This is a genomic window from Nocardia sp. NPDC003979, from assembly GCF_053605015.1.
The window spans coordinates 389,615-406,788 of sequence record NZ_JBSGIJ010000002.1; the positions used below are offsets into that span (position 1 = coordinate 389,615).

Here is a 17,174-nt window from a genome sequence, read left to right on the forward strand (position 1 = left end):
CACCGGCGCGGTCGCGGGTATAGGTTCCGCATGACCGTTGTCCTGAAGCGGGCCGTCACCACGCCGCTGCTGTACTTCTTCATCCTCGGCGACATTCTGGGCGCCGGCGTGTACGTGCTGGTCGGTTCGGTGGCCCGCGAGTCCGGTGGCGCCGTGTGGTTGCCGCTCGTCATCGCGCTGGTGCTGGCCACGCTCACCGCGGGTTCGTATGCGGAACTGGCGACGAAGTTCCCGAGGGCGGGTGGGTCGGCGCACTATGTCACCCGGGCGTTCGGGCCCGCGGCCGGGTCGTTCGTCGGTTTCTGCATGCTCGCCGCCGGTGTGGTGTCGGTGGGTGCGCTGGCCAGGGCGTTCGCGGGGGACTATCTGCAGGCGCTGGTCTCGGTGCCGGTGGTCGTGGTGGTCGTGGTGTTTCTCGCGCTGCTCGCGGCACTCAACATTCGCGGCATCCGGGAGTCGTTGGGCGCCAACGTGGCCGCCACGCTGGTCGAGGTCGGCGGGTTGCTGCTCATCATCGGACTCGGCCTGTGGGTGATGCTGCGCGGCGACGCCGACCTGAGCCGCCTCACCCAGGTCGGCACCGCCGAACAGGGTGCGGTCGGGGCGGTGCTCGCGGGCTCGGTGCTGGCGTTCTATTCGTTCGTGGGCTTCGAGACCTCCGTGAATCTGGCCGAAGAGGTCAAGGATCCACGCCGGTCCTACCCCACGGCGCTGTTCGGCGCGCTGCTCACCGCAGGGGTGGTGTACGCGCTGATCGGTGTGGTCGCCAGTGCCGCGGTGCCCACCGAGAAGCTGGCGGAGTCGAGCGGACCGCTGCTGGAGGTGGTGCGGGTGGCCGGGGAGGTGCCCGACTGGTTGTTCAGCGTGATCGCGCTGGTCGCGGTCGCCAACGGGGCCCTGCTCACCGGCATCATGTCCTCGCGGCTGGCGTACGGCATGGCCCGCGACGGTCTCCTGCCGTCCACGCTCGCCCGGATCCTGCCCGGCAGGCGCACACCCTGGGTGGCGATCCTGGCGACATCGTCGGTGTCGTTGCTGCTGGCACTGACCGGCGAAGTCGATTCGCTGGCAGCGACATTGGTGCTGTTGCTGCTGTTCGTCTTCGGTTCCGTCGACGCGGCGGTGCTGGTGTTGCGCCGCGAACCGGGTGAACCGGGCCACTTCCGGATTCCGACGATCGTGCCCCTGCTCGGTCTGGCGTCGTGTCTGTTCCTGTTCACCCGCATCGACGGTGAGGTCTGGGCGCGCGGGCTGATCCTCGTCGGTCTCGGCGCGGTGCTGGCCGTGGTGAACGCCGTTCGTGCCCGCGGTGGTGTGGATGCGGAAAAACGGGTAGAGCCAGCCGAGGACCCGCAGAGGAGGAAGCTCATGACCACACCACGCGACCGCGACGACGACACCGCCGAACCGAAAGGTGGACGACCTGGCCCCAGGGACGAGGGCAAGGACGGTGGCATGGCCACCCGCGAAGTCGCCCCCGATGTCGCCGAGACCGACGAGGGTGCGCAGGAACCGCCGGACTAGCCGACGGCACCCCGGGCGGTCACGGCGTCGGCGAGCCCGCGGAACGAGTTCAGCAGCAGGTCGCCGTAGTGGTCGGGATCCGGCATCATCGCCGCGTTGGTGGTGACCGTGATGGCGAGCTCCGCGCCCTGCGAGGTGATGAGATGGCGCAGGCCGTCGCCGTCGTGGATCGGCAGCGCACCGAGCACGCGCACCAGCGGCCGTCCGGCGAACCGCAGGTCGTCGCGGACCGGTGGCACATTGCTGATCGTGGTGTTGCTCAACGGCACCGAGGTCACCTCGTCGAACCGGCGCAGGGTGCGTGCCCAGCCCGCGGCTCGCAGCAGCAGTGCGGGCGCGGTCTCCACGCGCGACTCGGTGCGCAGGGTGGCCGGGTCGGCCGCGGTGGCCTTGGCCCGCTTCGCCGATTCCCCGATCGCGAGCAGTCGCCGCACCGGGTCGTCGATGTCGGTGTGCAGATCGACGAACACCTGGGTGAGCTGATTCACCGAATCCCACTGCGCCACACCGCGCATCGACATCGGCACCATGGCCGCGAGGGAGGCCTCGGGTGTCTCGTCGTGCTCGGCCAGATACGCCGCGAGCGCGCCCGACACGGTGGTCAGCATCAGGTCGTTGACGGTGACCCGGACCGGGCACGCGGCCTGTACGGCGCGGACCTCGGCCATCGGCAGGGTGACGACGTGCATGGTCAGCGGTGCGTGGATATCGCGGTTGAAGCGGGTCACGGGTTGCTGGGTCACCGCGCCGGCGTCGCCGGGTGCCCGCGTCCGGACCATGCCGAGGGCGAATCGTGCGGGAGCGGTGAGCACAGTGGCGGCGGTCCGCACGGCCGCGCCGATCAGGTCGTCGCCCCCGAGTTCGACCTCGGGGGCAGGCGCGTCGCCGAAGAGTTTCGCCTCGAGCTCGCGGGTCGCGACGCCGTCGCAGACGCTGTGGTGGAGTTTGAGCACCACCACCGTCGCCGTCCCGAGCCCCGGCACCTCGCGTACCCGGTCCAGGACGTGGAACTCCCACGGGGGCTTGACGAGATCCATTCTCGCCGAGGCGAGTTCGGCGATCCGCCGCTGGGCGGCAGACCAGTTACCCGGCGCGTCGAGGAAGACGTGATCGGCCGTATTCGCCACCGGAGCGGGCACCCAGTACGGCAGATCGAGATCGAAAGGGGTGCGGCGCAGGCGGCGGTGGAACAAGGGGGAGTGGCCGAGGCGAGCCCGCGCCCACTCGCGAACCTCGCGCGTGGTCAGGGGCGCGGTGCCGTCGTCGGCGAAGCAGTAGACCGCGACGATGTGGGAGAGGTGCCGGTCGGTCTCGTCGTAGACGAAGACCGCGTCGCGCGGTGCCAACCGCCCGGGGCGTACCCGCAGGGTGTTCACAGGCCGAGTGCCGTCGCCATCATCGGCCAGGAAGCGTGCAGATCGTCTTCCCAATATCCCCATGAATGAGTTCCGGTCGCGCGCATATTGTAGGTGATATTCGTACGACCGAGTTCGCGTGTCCGCTGGGCCATTTGCGCGGTGCAATACATGGTCGCCGCTTCGATTCCGCCGCCGACGAGCATTTGATTCTGCAGAATGGACGCGGGGTTTTTTCCTTCGACATGTACTCGCGGATTCGCGAGGGTGTCGTGCACGCCCGGCAATCCGCTTCCGGCGGCGATATAGATCGGGATATCGGGCAGCCGATGCGCTTGCACATACGGGTCGTGCTCGCGCCAGGCGGCATCGCCCGCCGGCCCCCACATGTTCTCCACCTTGCCGCCGCCGAGGCGGACCACCAGCGAGACGAACTCACGGCCGACCGGGTCGCTCGTCATCGCGCAGCCGCTGTAGGAGGCGACGCTCCGGTAGAGCTGCGGGGCCTGGATGGCCAGGTCGAGCACCGAACTGCCTGCCATCGAGATGCCCGCCAGCGAGTTCACGCCCGTGGTACCGAAGGCCGCGTCGATCACGGGCGGCAACTCCTGGGTGAGGAAGGTCGTCCACTTGTTGACGCCGTTGTTCTTCAGGTTCTTCGCCAGTCCGGGATCGGGCTGGTGCCAGTCGGTGTAGTAGCTGAACGCGCCTTCCATCGGCATCACGACATTGACGTGTTTACCGGCGAAGAACTCGGCCGCATTCGTCTGACCTGCCCAGTTGGCCGAATCCTCGCCACCGCCCGCACCGTTGAGCAGGTACAGCGTCGGGGCGGGAGTCGCGGTGTCGGCGGGGCGGAGCACGCGCAGCGCGATGGTGCGATCCATCGACGGCGAATAGACGCTGATCTCGGCGGTCTGGCCGGACTGACCGCGGCTCACCAGGTGGGCGCCGGGCGCGGCGGTCGCCCGCGGGCCGTCGGCGAGCGCGGGCGCGGTGGCCAGGGCGGCGGCACAGGCCGCGGCGAGGAGGGTGCGGAATGCGGGTGTGTTCATCGGTGGTACGAGCCTGCTGACTTCTCGAAGAGCGACCGGGGGCCGACCGATGGGCCGGCCCCCGTGACAAAGCTGAGGGCTACTTGCCGGGCGTCGGCGTGCCACCGCTCGCCGAGATGAGCGCCTGCACGAAGGGCAACGCCGCATTGCTGAGGCTGCCGGCGCCGGTCTCCAGCAGTTCGTAGAGGGACCCCATGTGTTTCTCCTGGTGATGATGGGTGAATCAGGCTCGCGTCACGGGCGAGCCGGGTGACCGGACGGCCGGATTACGGGAAGAAGGCTTCCACCGATCCGAGGAAGACGGCCAGCAGACCGTCGCCTTCGGCAGCCGAACCGAGTCCCGCGATGGCCGCGGTCAGAAGCTCACTCAACGAGCCCATGTATCTCTCCTTGCGTTGTGGCCACACCAGGCTTCGATGTGACGCCGGTAACGTAACCCGCTACTCCAGGTGTGGCAACCCGATGTTTCACTCCGCTCGAACTGTTCATATTTTTCTTCCGTGCGGAATCAACTTGTGGATTGCCGACGGGGTGCGCCGGTACTAGGTGTGACCTGTGGTTACTGCCACTGTCTGGCACAGTCATCGACCGTTTCGCGGTGAACACTGATGTACGCGGAAAGGGCGTCAAGGGGGCTTTTTTCTGCTGTGAACTGCGGTGGTTCGCTGAGCTTCGGTGTGGCGCCTGTGGGCGTTGCCGGTCGGGGTGTGCGGTGCTGGATGTCCTGTCGGGCCCGGGTGAAGTGCGGTGCGGGTGCGTCGAACGGATGTTGCCAGGTGGACGCGCAAGCCCCTGCTTTCAGGGTTATGCCTCGGCGCGATCGCTCCCGGCGGCGTTCTCCGGCCGTTGAGTCGTTATGTCTTTCAGCTATTGCAAGGTAACTCGCGCTGGTGTTGTGAACGGGCAGGAGGGGGCTCGTCGGCCCGCTCCCGACCCGCTCGCCTGATCGCTACTTGCCCGGTGACGGCGTGCCGCCGCTGGCCGTGATCAGTGCCTGGACGAAGGGCAGCGCGCCTTCGCTGAGGCTGGCCGCGCCGGTCTGCAGCAGTTCGTAGAGAGATCCCATGGTGTTCTCCTTTCAGGAATAGGCGATCGATTACGGGAAGAAGGCTTCGACGGAGCCGAGGAACACGGCGAGCAAACCGTCTCCTTCGGCGGCGGAACCCAGTCCCGCAATTCCTGCCATCATCAATTCGGTGAGTGAACCCATATCAGTTCTCCTTGCGGCATTTTCGGATCTGCATCAGCGGCGGTCACCCGTCGTGATGCCGGTAACGTAGCCGCTGCCCATTTCCCGTCATCCGATTTTTGGCGGATCCGGACAATTCGTCCCGAATTCTTTCCGACGGAAAGTATCTCGCCGGATTGGCGAACGTCACTACCGCTGATGCCGTGACCTGTGGCGACGCACAAGGCTTGTCACGCGTCGCCCTTCCGTCGGCGAGCCGCGTCAATCCCCCTGTCCGACACCGGGGGCGGGCAGCAGCACCCGTCCGCCGGTGGCCGGGCATTCGGCGCGGCCGGTGACGAGCATCAGCAACTCCACAGCAGTGCCCGTGACCGCCGTCCCCGATCCCGCTGTCCACCCGGTGTCGGTCGCGCGCAGCTGGTATCCGGCGAGCCGCTCGGGCGCGTGGAACGGCGCACCCATCGCCCATACCCGCTCCAGCGACCACTGTGCGGGCTCCGTCGGCGCGACCCGCTCGATGCCGAGCGGCACGGCGATGTCCTGCCCGTGGACGAGCAGGTCCATCAGCCGGTCGAGCGGCGTCGTGCCGATCGGCGTCGCGCGCGACCCGATCGTTTCCCGTAGCTGTGCGAGCAGTCCCGTGGTGGTCGTCCGGTCGGCGTACCGAACGGCACTGTCGTGGATGAGCCGATCGATGTTTCCCCGCGCCCGCACCAGCTCCACCACGATCGTCCCGAGCGTGAACCGGGTCGCGAGCACCAGATGGGCAACCACGTCGCGAATGCGCCATCCCGCGCACAACGATGCTGTGTCCCACTCGGATTCGTCGAGCCCGGCCAGCAGCTCGACCAGTGTGGTGCGCTCCTCGGCCACGCGCCGCCAGACGCTGTCCGCGCTCGGTCGTTCGACTGTCATCATGTCTCCTTCGGTCGATGTCGTCGGTACCGTAGGAACTCCACCGAGGTGGAGGTGCCAGCGACTGTGACCCATAACACACGTCTGACGATCGGTGAACTCGCCGCGAGAACCGGCGTCGCAGTGCGCACCATCCGCTACTACTGCGACGAAGGGTTGCTGGCTGCCGAGCGCACGTCGACCGGCCATCGGACATTCGGCCCGGACGCGGTCGACCGGTTGAACCTGCTGCGCCGCCTGCGTGCGCTGGGAATCGGCTTGGCCGCCATCGCCGACGTCCTGGCGGGTACCCGCGCCCTGGCGGAGGTGATCGCCGCCGAACGCGAAGCTGTTGCCGGCGAACTCGCCGCACTGCGGCGACGCGAGGCGTTGCTGACCGCGGTGACCGCCGGTGAGGTCGGGTGCGGGGTGAATCTGGTTGCTGCCGTTGCTGATCCGGGTACCGCGCACGACGTGCTCGTCGGTTTCTGGCGGCATCAGCTCGCCCCGTTGCCCGCACCCGTGCTGCACGACTTCATCGATATGAATCTGCCGGGCCCGCCGGTCGATGCCGACCCGGAGTTCCTGCTGACCTACGCCGAACTCGTGGCGGCGGTGCGCGATCCACGGCTCGAGGCGGCGATGTTCGACATCGTCCGGCACAGCGCCGTTCCTGGAGTGCGTGACGAAAAAGTCCTGCTGCTGTCCGTCGCGCAGGCGTGTCTGTCGGCGGCCCCGCTTGTCGCGATCGGCGAACGACCTCGGCCCGGTGCCGAACTCGATCATTACGTCCACGCCCATGCCACCGCTCGCGCCGAGCGGGACACCCCGGAATTCCGTCAGCGATTGGCCCTCGGCGCCGCCGACCAGCGCGTCCGCCGCTACTGGCATCTCACCACCGCCCTGACGGGGGAACCGGTCACCTCCGGCGCCGCGCACCTGTGGCTCTATGACGCGCTGACCGTCTCGGTCACGCAATCGTGAGCTGAACCGCCAGGAACGAACGAGGGGAGGCCACCAGGGTGGCCTCCCCTAGGGGGACGATCAGGGAACCACTTCGACGATGTCGCCGGGTTCGAGCCATTCGTAGTGCGCCTTGGCGCCGTCGGGGGTCAGGCGGATGCAGCCGTGGGACTGCTCCTCGGTGGGTCCGATGTGGTAGGCGATGTCGCCGTTGAAGAAGATCGCGTATTCCATGGGTGCGTTGTGCAGGGTGCTCCAGTGGAACGGCTTCTTGAACGCCACTTTGAACGTGCCCGGTGGGGTTTCGTAGCCGGGGCGGCCGTGCGACATCGGGGTGGGACCGTAGGTCACCTTGCCGTTGTCCATCAGCCACGCGTTGTTGGTGGACAGCTGCAGGCACGCGCGGGCCTTCTCGCTGCACGGTGCCACCACCGGTTCCGGTTCGGGCGCGGGAACGATGGCGGGCACGCCGGGGATATCGGGCCCACCCGGCCACAGTGGTTCGGCCTGCACGGGTGCGGCGAGCGCGGTACCGACCACCGCCGCACACATCGCCGCGCCCGCGGCCCATCGGGGAATACGACTACTACTCACGAAATCTTGCCTCTCTCGCCGCGCCCACCCCTGGTCGTCGTACGCCCAGAACATGAGCTTTCACCATCGACACAAGCCTCGGAACATAGAGGTGTGAACGATCATGGAGTATTGCGATTGTGTTGAGCAAGCCCTGGATATCGCTACCGGCGCGTCGCATTCCGGCAGCCACTTGACCACTTAGGTAAGCCTGACCTATGCTCATCGTGGCGTATGGATGAGCCGGTGGTCCCGAGGGCTGCGGTCGACCCCCTCGTTCCTGCCGCGGCGGGCTCCGTTCTCGTAACGGGGTCCGCCGCTTCGTTTTCCCGGTGGCGCCGCCGGATTTCTGATGGTGTAAACCGGACGGTATGAGCGAAAATCCCCTGTCATGGGCTGATATCACGCCCGAGCTGATGACCAAGATGAGCGAAGGCACCTTCACCGACCTCATCGGCATGCGCTTCACCGAGGTCTCCGCCGACCGCGTGCGCGGCGAATGGGAGGTGCGTCCCCAGTTGCACCAGCCCGCGGGCATCCAGAACGGCGGCGTGTACTGCACGGTGATCGAAACCCTCGCCAGCGTCGGCGGCAGTGTCTGGTTCGGTGAGCGCGGTCAGGTGGTCGGCGTCAACAACAACACCGACTTCCTGCGCGCCGTGCGCGAGGGCACCCTCACCGCCGAGGCCACCCCGATCCACCGCGGTCGCAGCCAGCAGTTGTGGGTCGTGGTGATCACCGACGCCGAGGGTCGCATGGTCGCTCGCGGCCAGGTGCGCCTGCAGAACCTGGTGGCCTGATCTCCATTCCCCGCGATGATCCGCTGCCGGGTCGAGCGCGTCGGCGGCGAGAGCGCCGATGCCGGCGCTTCGTTAACTTCTCGTTAATCGAGCGGGGTTCGTCCCAGGTCACGGCGTCGGTGGGCGACCCGTGGAGGCACGCACGTGCCAGAATGTCGCTCACCGACCACGATCCGCCGAGGAGAACCCCGATGCGACTGTCGCCGCACGAGCAGGAACGGCTGCTGCTGAGTTACGCGGCCGAGCTGGCGCGGCGCAGGCAGGCCAGGGGGCTCAAGCTCAACCATCCCGAGGCGGTCGCGCTCATCACCGACCACGTGCTCGAGGGCGCGCGGGACGGGCGGACCGTCGCGGAACTGATGTCCTCGGGGCGCCAGGTGCTCACCAGGGACGACGTGATGGTCGGCGTGCCGGAGATGATCCACGACGTTCAGGTCGAGGCGACCTTCCCGGACGGGACCAAACTCGTCACCGTGCACCACCCGATCGGATGAGACCATGATTCCCGGTGAATACCTGTGTGCCGAGGGCACGATCGAACTGAACGCGGGCGCGACGCGCGTGGAACTGGACGTGGTCAATACCGGCGACCGTCCCGTGCAGGTAGGCAGTCACGTCCACTTCCCGCAAGCCAACGCCGCGCTCGACTTCGACCGATCCGCCGCCCGCGGGCACCGCCTCGATATTCCGGCGGGCACGGCTGTTCGCTTCGAACCAGGCCTGCCGCAACGGATTTCGCTCGTTCCGCTCGGTGGTACCCGCGAGGTCTACGGCATCAACGCCGACGCACCCGGCCGTCTCGATGGCTGAGCGCAACCGAACACCGCACGCCGTTTCGCCGCAGCTTCCGGGAGAGAGCCGATGACCGAACTCAGCCGCGCCCGCTACGCCGAACTGTTCGGCCCGACCACCGGCGACCGGATCCGCCTGGCCGACACCGACCTGATCGTCGAGATCACCGAAGACCGTTGCGGCGGACCGGGACTGGCGGGCGAGGAAGCGGTCTTCGGCGGCGGCAAGGTGCTGCGCGAGTCGATGGGGCAGTCGCGCGCCACCCGCGCCGACGGCGCACCCGACACGGTCATCACCGGGGTGGTGATCATCGACCACTGGGGCATCATCAAGGCCGACGTCGGCATCCGCGACGGCCGGATCTGCGGAATCGGCAAGGCGGGCAACCCCGACACCATGTCGGGCGTGCACCCCGACCTCGTCGTCGGCCCGGCGACGGAGATCATCGCGGGCAACGGCCGCATCCTCACCGCGGGCGCCATCGACTGCCATGTGCACTTCATCTGCCCGCAGCTGATGGAGGAGGCCCTCGGCGGCGGCATCACCACCCTCATCGGCGGCGGCACCGGCCCGGCCGAGGGCTCCAAGGCCACCACCGTCACCCCCGGCTCCTGGCACCTGGCCCGGATGCTGGAATCGCTCGACCACTGGCCCATGAACATCGTGCTGCTCGGCAAGGGCAATACGGTGAGCCAGGAATCCATGTGGGAGCAATTGCGTGGCGGCGCATCGGGTTTCAAGCTGCACGAGGACTGGGGTTCCACCCCGGCCGCCATCGACGCCTGCCTCACCGTCGCCGACGCGGCGGGCGTGCAGGTGGCGCTGCACTCCGACACCCTGAACGAGGCGGGCTTCGTCGAGGACACCCTCGCCGCCATCGCGGGTCGTGGCATCCACGCCTATCACACCGAAGGTGCGGGCGGCGGTCACGCGCCCGACATCATCACGGTCGCTTCGCATCTCAACGTGCTGCCCAGTTCGACCAACCCCACCCGCCCGCACACCGTCAACACCCTCGACGAACACCTCGACATGCTGATGGTGTGCCACCACCTGAGCCCGTCGATCCCCGAGGACCTGGCCTTCGCCGAATCCCGCATCCGGCCCTCGACGATCGCCGCCGAAGACCTGCTGCACGACCTGGGCGCCATCTCCATGATCGGCTCGGATTCCCAGGCAATGGGCCGCATCGGTGAGGTGGTGCTGCGCACCTGGCAGACGGCGCACGTGATGAAAGGCCGTCGCGGTGCGCTGCCGGGCGACGGCGCCGCCGACAATGCCCGCGTCCAGCGCTACATCGCGAAATACACCATCTGCCCCGCTGTTTCGCACGGACTCGACGACGAGATCGGTTCGGTGAAAGTCGGCAAACTGGCCGATCTGGTGCTGTGGGAACCGGCGTTCTTCGGCGTCCGACCGCACGCGGTCCTCAAGGGCGGCATGATCGCCTGGGCCGCGATGGGCGACGCCAACGCCTCCATCCCCACCCCCCAACCGGTCCTGCCGCGCCCGATGTTCGGTGCCGCCGCCCCCGCCGCGGCCGCCACCTCCCTGCACTTCGTCTCCGAGCAGGCCATCGACGACCGTCTCGCCGACCGCCTCGACATCCGCCGAAAACTGGTGCCTGTCAAGAACGTCCGCCGCGTCACCAAGGCCGACATGCCCCACAACGACGCCATGCCACGCATCGAAGTAGACCCCGACACCTTCACCGTCCGCGTCGACGGCGAGGTCTGGACCGAGGCCCCCGCAACCGAACTCCCCATGGCCCAGCGCTACTTCCTGTTCTGAGGACCCGCCGCCGGGTGTCGGTGGCCTGGGGTAGTCTCGGCGCGATCCGAGCGGGGCGGGTATCGGTCGCCTCGTGTCACGTGCCGGGGCGAACCGGCGGGAGGGGGCTGTTGTCGTGGACGATCTGACCAATGCCGCCGACGATCTGGCGCGCTGGGCGCAGGATCTCGAGCGCAAGTCGCAGCGGTATCAGGAACTGCACACCAAGATGGCCGAAGTGAGTGTCACCGACACCTCGGCCGACGGGCGCATCGCCGTGACGGTCGATGCGAACGGGTGTACCACCGCCGTCACTCTGGCCGCCGGCGTGCGTGGCATGGACCCCTCGGCCGTCGCCGCCGAACTGATGGCCTGCACACGGCGCGCCCAAGCCCGGCTGCGTGACCGTGTCTCCGGATTGGTGCACGACGTGGTCGGCGCCGACGAGGCCGGGGCAGCGATCGTCGGCCAGTACACCGAACGGTTCCCCGATCCGCTCGATTCCGAGCAGGCGCCCGTCGCTGCCGCGCCGCCTCCGCCGCCGGTCGCCGCGTGGCCGCCCGTCGAACCCGAGGTGCCCGCCGCCCGCAAACCTGACCGCGATCGGATTGTCGCGCCCGTGGAACCCGACGAGGAAGATCTCTTCTACCAGCGCAAATCCTGGCTGCAGTAGCGCGATCTCGGCTGCGGCGAATGTTCGGGGGAACCGAACAACGTGGTGCCGCGTCCAAACAGTTCGAGACAGGTGCGCGGACTCGATCGGGTTCGCCTTCAGGAGGGAGTCAGCGTGACCGGTGTGGTGAATGTCGACCCGAATGCGATCAGAACGCACGCCGGATCGGTGGACGGCGTCGCGAGCGGGGTGGCCTCCGCCCTGGAGGCGGCGAGCTACCTGGCGCACGCCGACGACGGCTACGGCCTGCTGGTGAAGCCGTACGCGGTGAACACTCTCAACACGCTGCACGACGAGATCGTCGACGGGCTCACCGAACTCGATGCCCTGGTGGCGGCGATGCCGGGCAAGTTGCGCACCGCCGCTGACACCTTCGAAACGTGCGACACCACCCGGGCCGGACAGCTGAAAGCAACCACCGCCGAGATCGAGGGGACCGTCTGAGCATGGCCGACCAACCGACCGCCCTCGGCACCTTCCTCAACGAGAACTCGGTGCTGCCGGGCACCGTCGACACCTTCGACGACGCGCCCGCACCCGACAACGACCTGCTGGCCGACGGAACCAACTACCGCGACACCTACTACCAGGAAACCAATTTCCTGTTCGACAACGTGGGCGTACCACGGATCGAGGAGAAGAGCGGCGGGCAGGAGGCCGACGCGGGCATCCTCGAGGGCACCCTGCAGGGCGACACCATCGAGAACGGGTACGGCCTCTACAACGCCTTCGCGGGCGGCGGGTCGACCACCGACAAGATCGACGCCATCGCCAAGGCCGGATCGACAGCGGCCGACTGGTCCTCCGCTGTGCAGACATTCGGCAAGGCCGTCAAAGGCACCTCGGCCCTGGCGAAGTTCGACCCGTTCAACTTCATCGGCTCACAGCTGATGAGCTGGATGCTCGAACACGTGGAACCGATGCGCAAGTCGCTCGACTCCATCACCGGCAATCCCGACATGGTCCAGGCGTATTCGGATTCGTGGAAGAAGATCGCCGACCATCTCACCACCACCGCCGGGCAACTGGCCGCCGCTGTCGACACCGGCATCGGGGAGTGGACGGGCTGTGCCGCCGAGGCCTATAGGCGATGAAGTCGATCGTGGAAACGGTGCGCGGCATCGTCGTCGAGATCCTCAGCAGTCTGGCGGGCATGCTGCTCGAGATGACCGCGATCCTCATCGCCTCGGCCGGAACCGCGTCGCCCGCGCTCATCGCTCGCGCGCTGGCCGATATCTCGCTGGCCACCATGACGGTGTGGCAGATGCTGATCAAGCTCGCCGAGGCGCTGGTGTCGACGAAGACCTTGGCCCAGAGCGCGGTGCAGTTGGTGCGCGGGGTCGCCGAGGTGGAATCCGCGAAATAGGTGCCGCTGTCCGGTGGGGGATGGTGGCAGACTGCGGGTATGACCAGTGCTGAGTGGGCCGATGTCGACAGTTATCTCGTCAGTACGCTTGTCGGGGAGGAGGGGGTGCCCGCGCTGCAGGCGAACGCTACCGCGGGGCTGCCCGCGATCGATGTGTCGCCGCCGCAGGGGAAACTGCTGAACCTGTTGGCGCGCACCGCGCGTGCGCGTCGGGTGCTCGAGATCGGCACACTCGGTGGGTACAGCACCGAATGGCTCGCGCGGGCGGTCGGTGAGGGCGGCACCGTGGTGACCTTGGAATTCGAGCCTCGTCATGCCAAGGTCGCGCGGGAGAACCTCGACCGGGCCGGGGTGGGTGAGCGAGTCGATATCCGGGTCGGTGCCGCACTCGACACCCTGCCCGAGGTCGCCGAGGACAGCAGCGAACCGTTCGATCTGGTGTTCATCGACGCCGACAAGGTGAACAACTCGAACTATGTGCAGTGGGCGCTGCGGCTGACCCGTCCGGGCTCTGTGATCATCGTCGACAATGTGGTGCGGGGCGGGGCAGTCGCCGACGAACACTCCGACGACCCGAACGTGCGGGCCAGCCGCGAACTCATCGACCTGCTCGCCGCCGAACCCAGCCTGGACGCCACGGTGATCCAGACCGTCGGCGCCAAAGGCTGGGACGGTTTCGCGTACGCGGTGGTCAACGGTCCGGAGGCCTAGCGGTACCGCCTCGACGCGGCGTCGATCAGCCGGGCGGCGATCGCGCGGGTCAGCGTGCTGGTGACAGCGCCCGGGGCGACAGCGGCTGCGCACCGGTCGCGATATCGATGGCTTCGGCCAGGTCGAGCCGCAGTTCGTGATCCGATGCGGGCGCGGGTCCGTCGTGATGGGTGATGCCCTCGGCAGTGCGCACGTAGTGCAGCACGGTGTCGCCGATGTGCACGGTGACGGTGCCCGCGTCGATGACCTCCGCGAGAGCCCGGCCCAGCGGCAGGGCAAGCCAATGCGCGCGCACCGCGTCGGTGGGATTGCGCTGCCCGAGCAGCGGCGCACCCCACCCGGCCAGCGCGTCGAGCACCGGTCGCAGCCCCCGGCCGAGTTCGGTGAGCTCATAGCTCGAACGCATCCCGTTGCGGTGGTGGGTGAGCACACCGTCGCGCTCGAGCCCCTTGAGCCGGGTCGCGAGCATATCGGTGCTTATCCCGGGCAGGTCGGCGAACAGATCACTGTAACGGCGTGGGCCGGAACACAATTCGCGGACAACGAGCAGGCTCCACCGGTCCCCGACGAGGTCGAGCGCGCGGCTCACGGCGCAGTAGTGGTCGTAGCTTCGGCGTGACACGGCTATCACTCTAACCTGATACTTGGAAAATCCAAGTGAGATCTTGGAAAAACCAAGTAGTGTGTGCGGCAACCACATCGCGGAGGGAAGTCCATGCAGTTCAAGCAGTCGAGCAAGCTGTCGGGAGTGTCGTACGAGATTCGCGGTCCGGTGGCCGAGGAAGCCGCCCGGCTCGAGGCCGAGGGGCATCACGTCGTGAAGCTCAACACCGGCAATCCGCTGATCTTCGGGTTCGACGCGCCGCCGGACCTCTTGCAGGACATGGTGCGAACCCTGCCCGCCTCCACCGGCTACACCTCGTCGAAGGGCCTGCTCTCGGCCCGGCGCGCGGTGGTGCAGTACTACCAGACGCTCGGCGTGCCCGATGTCGACGTGGAACAGGTGTTCCTCGGCAACGGTGTCTCCGAGCTCATCATGATGGCGATGACGGCGCTGCTCGAGAACGGCGACGAGGTCCTCGTGCCCGCCCCCGACTTCCCGTTGTGGACGGCCGCGACCGCCCTCAACGGCGGTACCCCGGTGCACTATCTGTGCGACGAGGGCGCCGACTGGTATCCCGACCTGGCCGACATCACCGCCAAGATCACCGACCGCACCCGCGCCATCGTTCTCATCAACCCCAACAATCCGACCGGTGCGGTGTACCCGCCGGAGGTGTTGCGCGAGATCCTCGAGATCGCCCGCAGGCACAACCTCGTCGTGTTCGCCGACGAGATCTACGACAAGATCTACTACGACGACCTCGAGCACACCGCGGTCGCCTCGCTCACCCCCGATCTGCTGTGCCTGACCTTCTCCGGCCTGTCGAAGAACTACCGCGCCGCCGGTCTGCGTTCCGGCTGGCTCGTGGTGTCGGGCCCCGTTCAGCACGCGGCGAGCTACCTCGAGGGTCTGACCATGCTGGCGGGTCTGCGCTTGTGCGCGAATGTCCCCGCGCAGCAGGCTATTCAGGCCGCGCTCGGCGGGTACCAGAGCATCAACGATCTGGTTCTGCCCGGTGGCCGGCTGCGCGAACAGCGCGACCGGGCGTGGGAAGCGCTCAACTCCATCCCGGGTGTCTCGTGCGTGAAACCCAAGGGCGCGCTCTACGCCTTCCCGCGCATCGACCTGGACATGTACCCCATCCACGACGACGAGAAGTTCGTGCTCGACCTGCTGCTGCAGGAGAAGCTGCACATCGTGCAGGGCACCGGCTTCAACTGGCCGCGTCCCGACCATTTCCGCATCGTCACCCTGCCGCACGCCGACGAACTCGAGGCCATCATCGAACGCATCGGCCGCTTCCTGGCTACTTACCGGCAGTAGGTCAGGTCGGGCAGCCCTGCCCGGGGTCGCCGGATGCCGAGGGCGGCAGCTGGATGAGGCAGAGGACGAGCCCGGCCGTCGCGTCGGCCAGCTCGCCGGACCCCGTGTGGACCGTCGGGCGGTTCGGCCCGGGGATCTCGGCCGAGGCGGCCGGTGCGGCGAGTACCGGCACCGCCGCGGCACAGACGATCAGCGCCGCGGCGGCGAACTTCTTCGGCATGATCGGCCCCTGTCTCCCGGATGACGTCTCGGTCCCGATGCTACGCCCGGTGTGTGCCCGCGGACTTCGGCGCAGCGACGAGGGCTGAGCGCAGCCACGAGACAGAAGGACTCACCGCAGCCGGACCGGGAGGTCGAGCAGACCGCGGATGAGTGTGCTCGTCTGCCAGTGCATGGTGGCGGCGGGGTCTGCCAGGCGCAGGTCGGGAAAGCGCCGGAGCAATGCGGTGAAGGCGATCTCGGCTTCGAGGCGGGCGAGCGGTGCACCGACGCAGAAGTGGATGCCGTGACCGAAGGCGAGGTGGCCCGAGGTCGGCCCGTCGACGGTGAGCGTATCGGGGTCGGTGAATCGGGCGGGGTCGCGGTTGGCGGCCGCCAGGGCGACGTTCACGATCTCACCCGCCGGAATCTCGACTCCGCCGAGGGTGACGGGCTCGGCGGTGAACCGCAGCGTCGCCATGTCGACGGGCCCGTCGAAGCGCAGGAACTCCTCGATGGCCTCGGGCACACCCGCGGGGTCGGCGCACAGTGCCGCCCACTGGGTGGGCTCGCGCAGCAGGGCGTGCACACCGTTGCCGATCAGGTTCACGGTGGTCTCGTGCCCGGCGACCAGCAGCAGGAACGCCATCGACACCAGTTCGCGGTCGGTGAGCCGGTCGCCGTCCTCGTCGGCGAGCACCAGCTGCGACAGCAGATCCTCGGCGGGCCGGGACTGCTTGGCGCGCACCAGGCTCGACAGGTACGCCGCCATCGCGGCCGCGGCGGCGGGCCGCCCCTCCTCCTCGCCGACCACCCCGACCAGCGACCGGGTCCACGCCTGGAAGTCGTCGCGGTCGTCGAAGGGGACACCGAGCAGTTCGCAGATCACCGTCACCGGAAGGGGATTGGCGAACACCTGCATGAGGTCGACCTCGTCGTGGCCGTCCATCGCTGCCAGGAGGTTCTCGGTGATCTCCTCGATGCGGGGACGCAGAGCCGCCACTTGCCGGGTGGTGAACGCCTTGTTCACCAATTTGCGCAGGCGGGTGTGCTCGGGCGGGTCGGTGCTGAGCATGTGCTGCAGCAGCACCATGGTGTTGGCGTCGGTGGGGGTGCCGTCGCGTTTGGCGCGCAGGATCTCGTCGGCACGCACCGTGTCCTTGCGCAGCCGAGGGTCGGCGAGTGCGGCGCGCGCCTCGGCATGACCGATGACGATCCAGCGGATCACATTGTCGGGGAACAGCACCCGATGCACCGGACCGGTGGTGCGCCAGCGGCGGTAGTGGGCGTGCGGGTCGTCGAAGAAGTCGGCGCCGATGGTCTCGACAGGGGCGGCGGCGGTGGTGGTGTCGGCCATTTCGTCACGGTACCGGGGTGGCCGCGG

19 protein-coding genes are annotated in these 17,174 nt (G+C 68.0%); 12 read left to right on the forward strand and 7 right to left on the reverse strand.

Features of this window, described 5'->3' with window-relative positions:
• Positions 1–30 precede the first annotated feature (30 nt).
• Positions 31–1,524 carry an APC family permease gene (locus ACWEVR_RS05425; protein WP_452465937.1) on the forward strand — a complete coding sequence of 498 codons (1,494 nt, stop codon included), beginning with the start codon at positions 31–33 and terminating at the stop codon, positions 1,522–1,524.
• Here the strand turns inward: ACWEVR_RS05425 and ACWEVR_RS05430 are convergent.
• From ACWEVR_RS05430 to ACWEVR_RS05440, 3 genes are all read right to left on the reverse strand, one after another.
• Positions 1,521–2,900 (reverse strand): wax ester/triacylglycerol synthase family O-acyltransferase, encoded by a 1,380-nt coding sequence (locus ACWEVR_RS05430; protein WP_452465938.1) that lies wholly within the window; start codon positions 2,898–2,900, stop codon positions 1,521–1,523. The genes ACWEVR_RS05425 and ACWEVR_RS05430 overlap by 4 nt on opposite strands.
• Positions 2,897–3,934 (reverse strand): alpha/beta hydrolase, encoded by a 1,038-nt coding sequence (locus ACWEVR_RS05435; RefSeq protein ID WP_452465939.1) that lies wholly within the window; start codon positions 3,932–3,934, stop codon positions 2,897–2,899. Before ACWEVR_RS05435 ends, ACWEVR_RS05430 begins: the two co-directional genes overlap by 4 nt.
• A gap of 1,450 nt (positions 3,935–5,384) precedes the next feature.
• On the reverse strand, positions 5,385–6,038 hold the full coding sequence (locus ACWEVR_RS05440) for a maleylpyruvate isomerase family mycothiol-dependent enzyme (RefSeq protein ID WP_452465940.1): 654 nt from the start codon (positions 6,036–6,038) through the stop codon (positions 5,385–5,387).
• Positions 6,039–6,104: 66 nt separating this feature from the next.
• On the opposite strand from ACWEVR_RS05440, the gene ACWEVR_RS05445 reads away from it, so the two are divergent.
• Entirely contained in the window at positions 6,105–7,001 is an 897-nt protein-coding gene (locus ACWEVR_RS05445) for a MerR family transcriptional regulator (protein ID WP_452465941.1), read from the forward strand.
• Between the two features lie 60 nt (positions 7,002–7,061).
• Here ACWEVR_RS05445 and ACWEVR_RS05450 read toward each other — a convergent pair whose 3' ends face one another.
• Entirely contained in the window at positions 7,062–7,574 is a 513-nt protein-coding gene (locus tag ACWEVR_RS05450; RefSeq protein WP_452465942.1) for a L,D-transpeptidase, read from the reverse strand.
• 395 nt (positions 7,575–7,969) lie between these two features.
• Here ACWEVR_RS05450 and ACWEVR_RS05455 point away from each other — a divergent pair, with 395 nt between their 5' ends.
• The 9 genes from ACWEVR_RS05455 to ACWEVR_RS05495 all read left to right on the forward strand — a co-directional run bounded on the left by ACWEVR_RS05455 (position 7,970) and on the right by ACWEVR_RS05495 (position 13,665).
• Complete coding sequence (locus ACWEVR_RS05455) at positions 7,970–8,353, forward strand: PaaI family thioesterase (protein ID WP_452466159.1); 384 nt, start codon at positions 7,970–7,972, stop codon at positions 8,351–8,353.
• Positions 8,354–8,544: 191 nt separating this feature from the next.
• Positions 8,545–8,847 (forward strand): urease subunit gamma, encoded by a 303-nt coding sequence (locus tag ACWEVR_RS05460; protein ID WP_067491980.1) that lies wholly within the window; start codon positions 8,545–8,547, stop codon positions 8,845–8,847.
• Between the two features lie 4 nt (positions 8,848–8,851).
• Complete coding sequence (locus tag ACWEVR_RS05465) at positions 8,852–9,163, forward strand: urease subunit beta (RefSeq protein ID WP_452465943.1); 312 nt, start codon at positions 8,852–8,854, stop codon at positions 9,161–9,163.
• A 51-nt stretch (positions 9,164–9,214) separates the two neighbouring features.
• Entirely contained in the window at positions 9,215–10,936 is a 1,722-nt protein-coding gene (locus tag ACWEVR_RS05470) for an urease subunit alpha (protein ID WP_452465944.1), read from the forward strand.
• A gap of 115 nt (positions 10,937–11,051) precedes the next feature.
• Positions 11,052–11,588, forward strand: coding sequence for a YbaB/EbfC family nucleoid-associated protein (locus ACWEVR_RS05475; protein ID WP_452465945.1), 537 nt, complete (start codon positions 11,052–11,054; stop codon positions 11,586–11,588).
• A gap of 114 nt (positions 11,589–11,702) precedes the next feature.
• On the forward strand, positions 11,703–12,032 hold the full coding sequence (locus ACWEVR_RS05480; RefSeq protein WP_452465946.1) for a type VII secretion target: 330 nt from the start codon (positions 11,703–11,705) through the stop codon (positions 12,030–12,032).
• 2 nt (positions 12,033–12,034) lie between these two features.
• Positions 12,035–12,682 (forward strand): WXG100 family type VII secretion target, encoded by a 648-nt coding sequence (locus ACWEVR_RS05485; RefSeq protein WP_452465947.1) that lies wholly within the window; start codon positions 12,035–12,037, stop codon positions 12,680–12,682.
• Positions 12,679–12,954, forward strand: coding sequence for a hypothetical protein (locus ACWEVR_RS05490; protein ID WP_452465948.1), 276 nt, complete (start codon positions 12,679–12,681; stop codon positions 12,952–12,954). The genes ACWEVR_RS05485 and ACWEVR_RS05490 overlap by 4 nt, the downstream gene beginning before the upstream one ends.
• A 39-nt stretch (positions 12,955–12,993) precedes the next feature.
• Positions 12,994–13,665, forward strand: coding sequence for an O-methyltransferase (locus tag ACWEVR_RS05495; protein WP_452465949.1), 672 nt, complete (start codon positions 12,994–12,996; stop codon positions 13,663–13,665).
• Between the two features lie 49 nt (positions 13,666–13,714).
• On the opposite strand, the gene ACWEVR_RS05500 is transcribed toward ACWEVR_RS05495, so the two are convergent.
• A complete protein-coding gene (locus ACWEVR_RS05500; RefSeq protein ID WP_452465950.1) occupies positions 13,715–14,287 on the reverse strand; it encodes a winged helix-turn-helix transcriptional regulator in 573 nt (190 codons plus the stop codon).
• A gap of 93 nt (positions 14,288–14,380) precedes the next feature.
• Here ACWEVR_RS05500 and ACWEVR_RS05505 point away from each other — a divergent pair, with 93 nt between their 5' ends.
• Complete coding sequence (locus ACWEVR_RS05505) at positions 14,381–15,592, forward strand: pyridoxal phosphate-dependent aminotransferase (RefSeq protein WP_452465951.1); 1,212 nt, start codon at positions 14,381–14,383, stop codon at positions 15,590–15,592.
• 1 nt (position 15,593) lies between these two features.
• On the opposite strand, the gene ACWEVR_RS05510 is transcribed toward ACWEVR_RS05505, so the two are convergent.
• Together ACWEVR_RS05510 and ACWEVR_RS05515 are read right to left on the reverse strand one after the other, a co-directional pair.
• Entirely contained in the window at positions 15,594–15,812 is a 219-nt protein-coding gene (locus ACWEVR_RS05510; RefSeq protein WP_452465952.1) for a hypothetical protein, read from the reverse strand.
• 111 nt (positions 15,813–15,923) lie between these two features.
• Positions 15,924–17,147 (reverse strand): cytochrome P450 family protein, encoded by a 1,224-nt coding sequence (locus tag ACWEVR_RS05515; RefSeq protein ID WP_067491934.1) that lies wholly within the window; start codon positions 17,145–17,147, stop codon positions 15,924–15,926.
• Positions 17,148–17,174 lie beyond the last annotated feature (27 nt).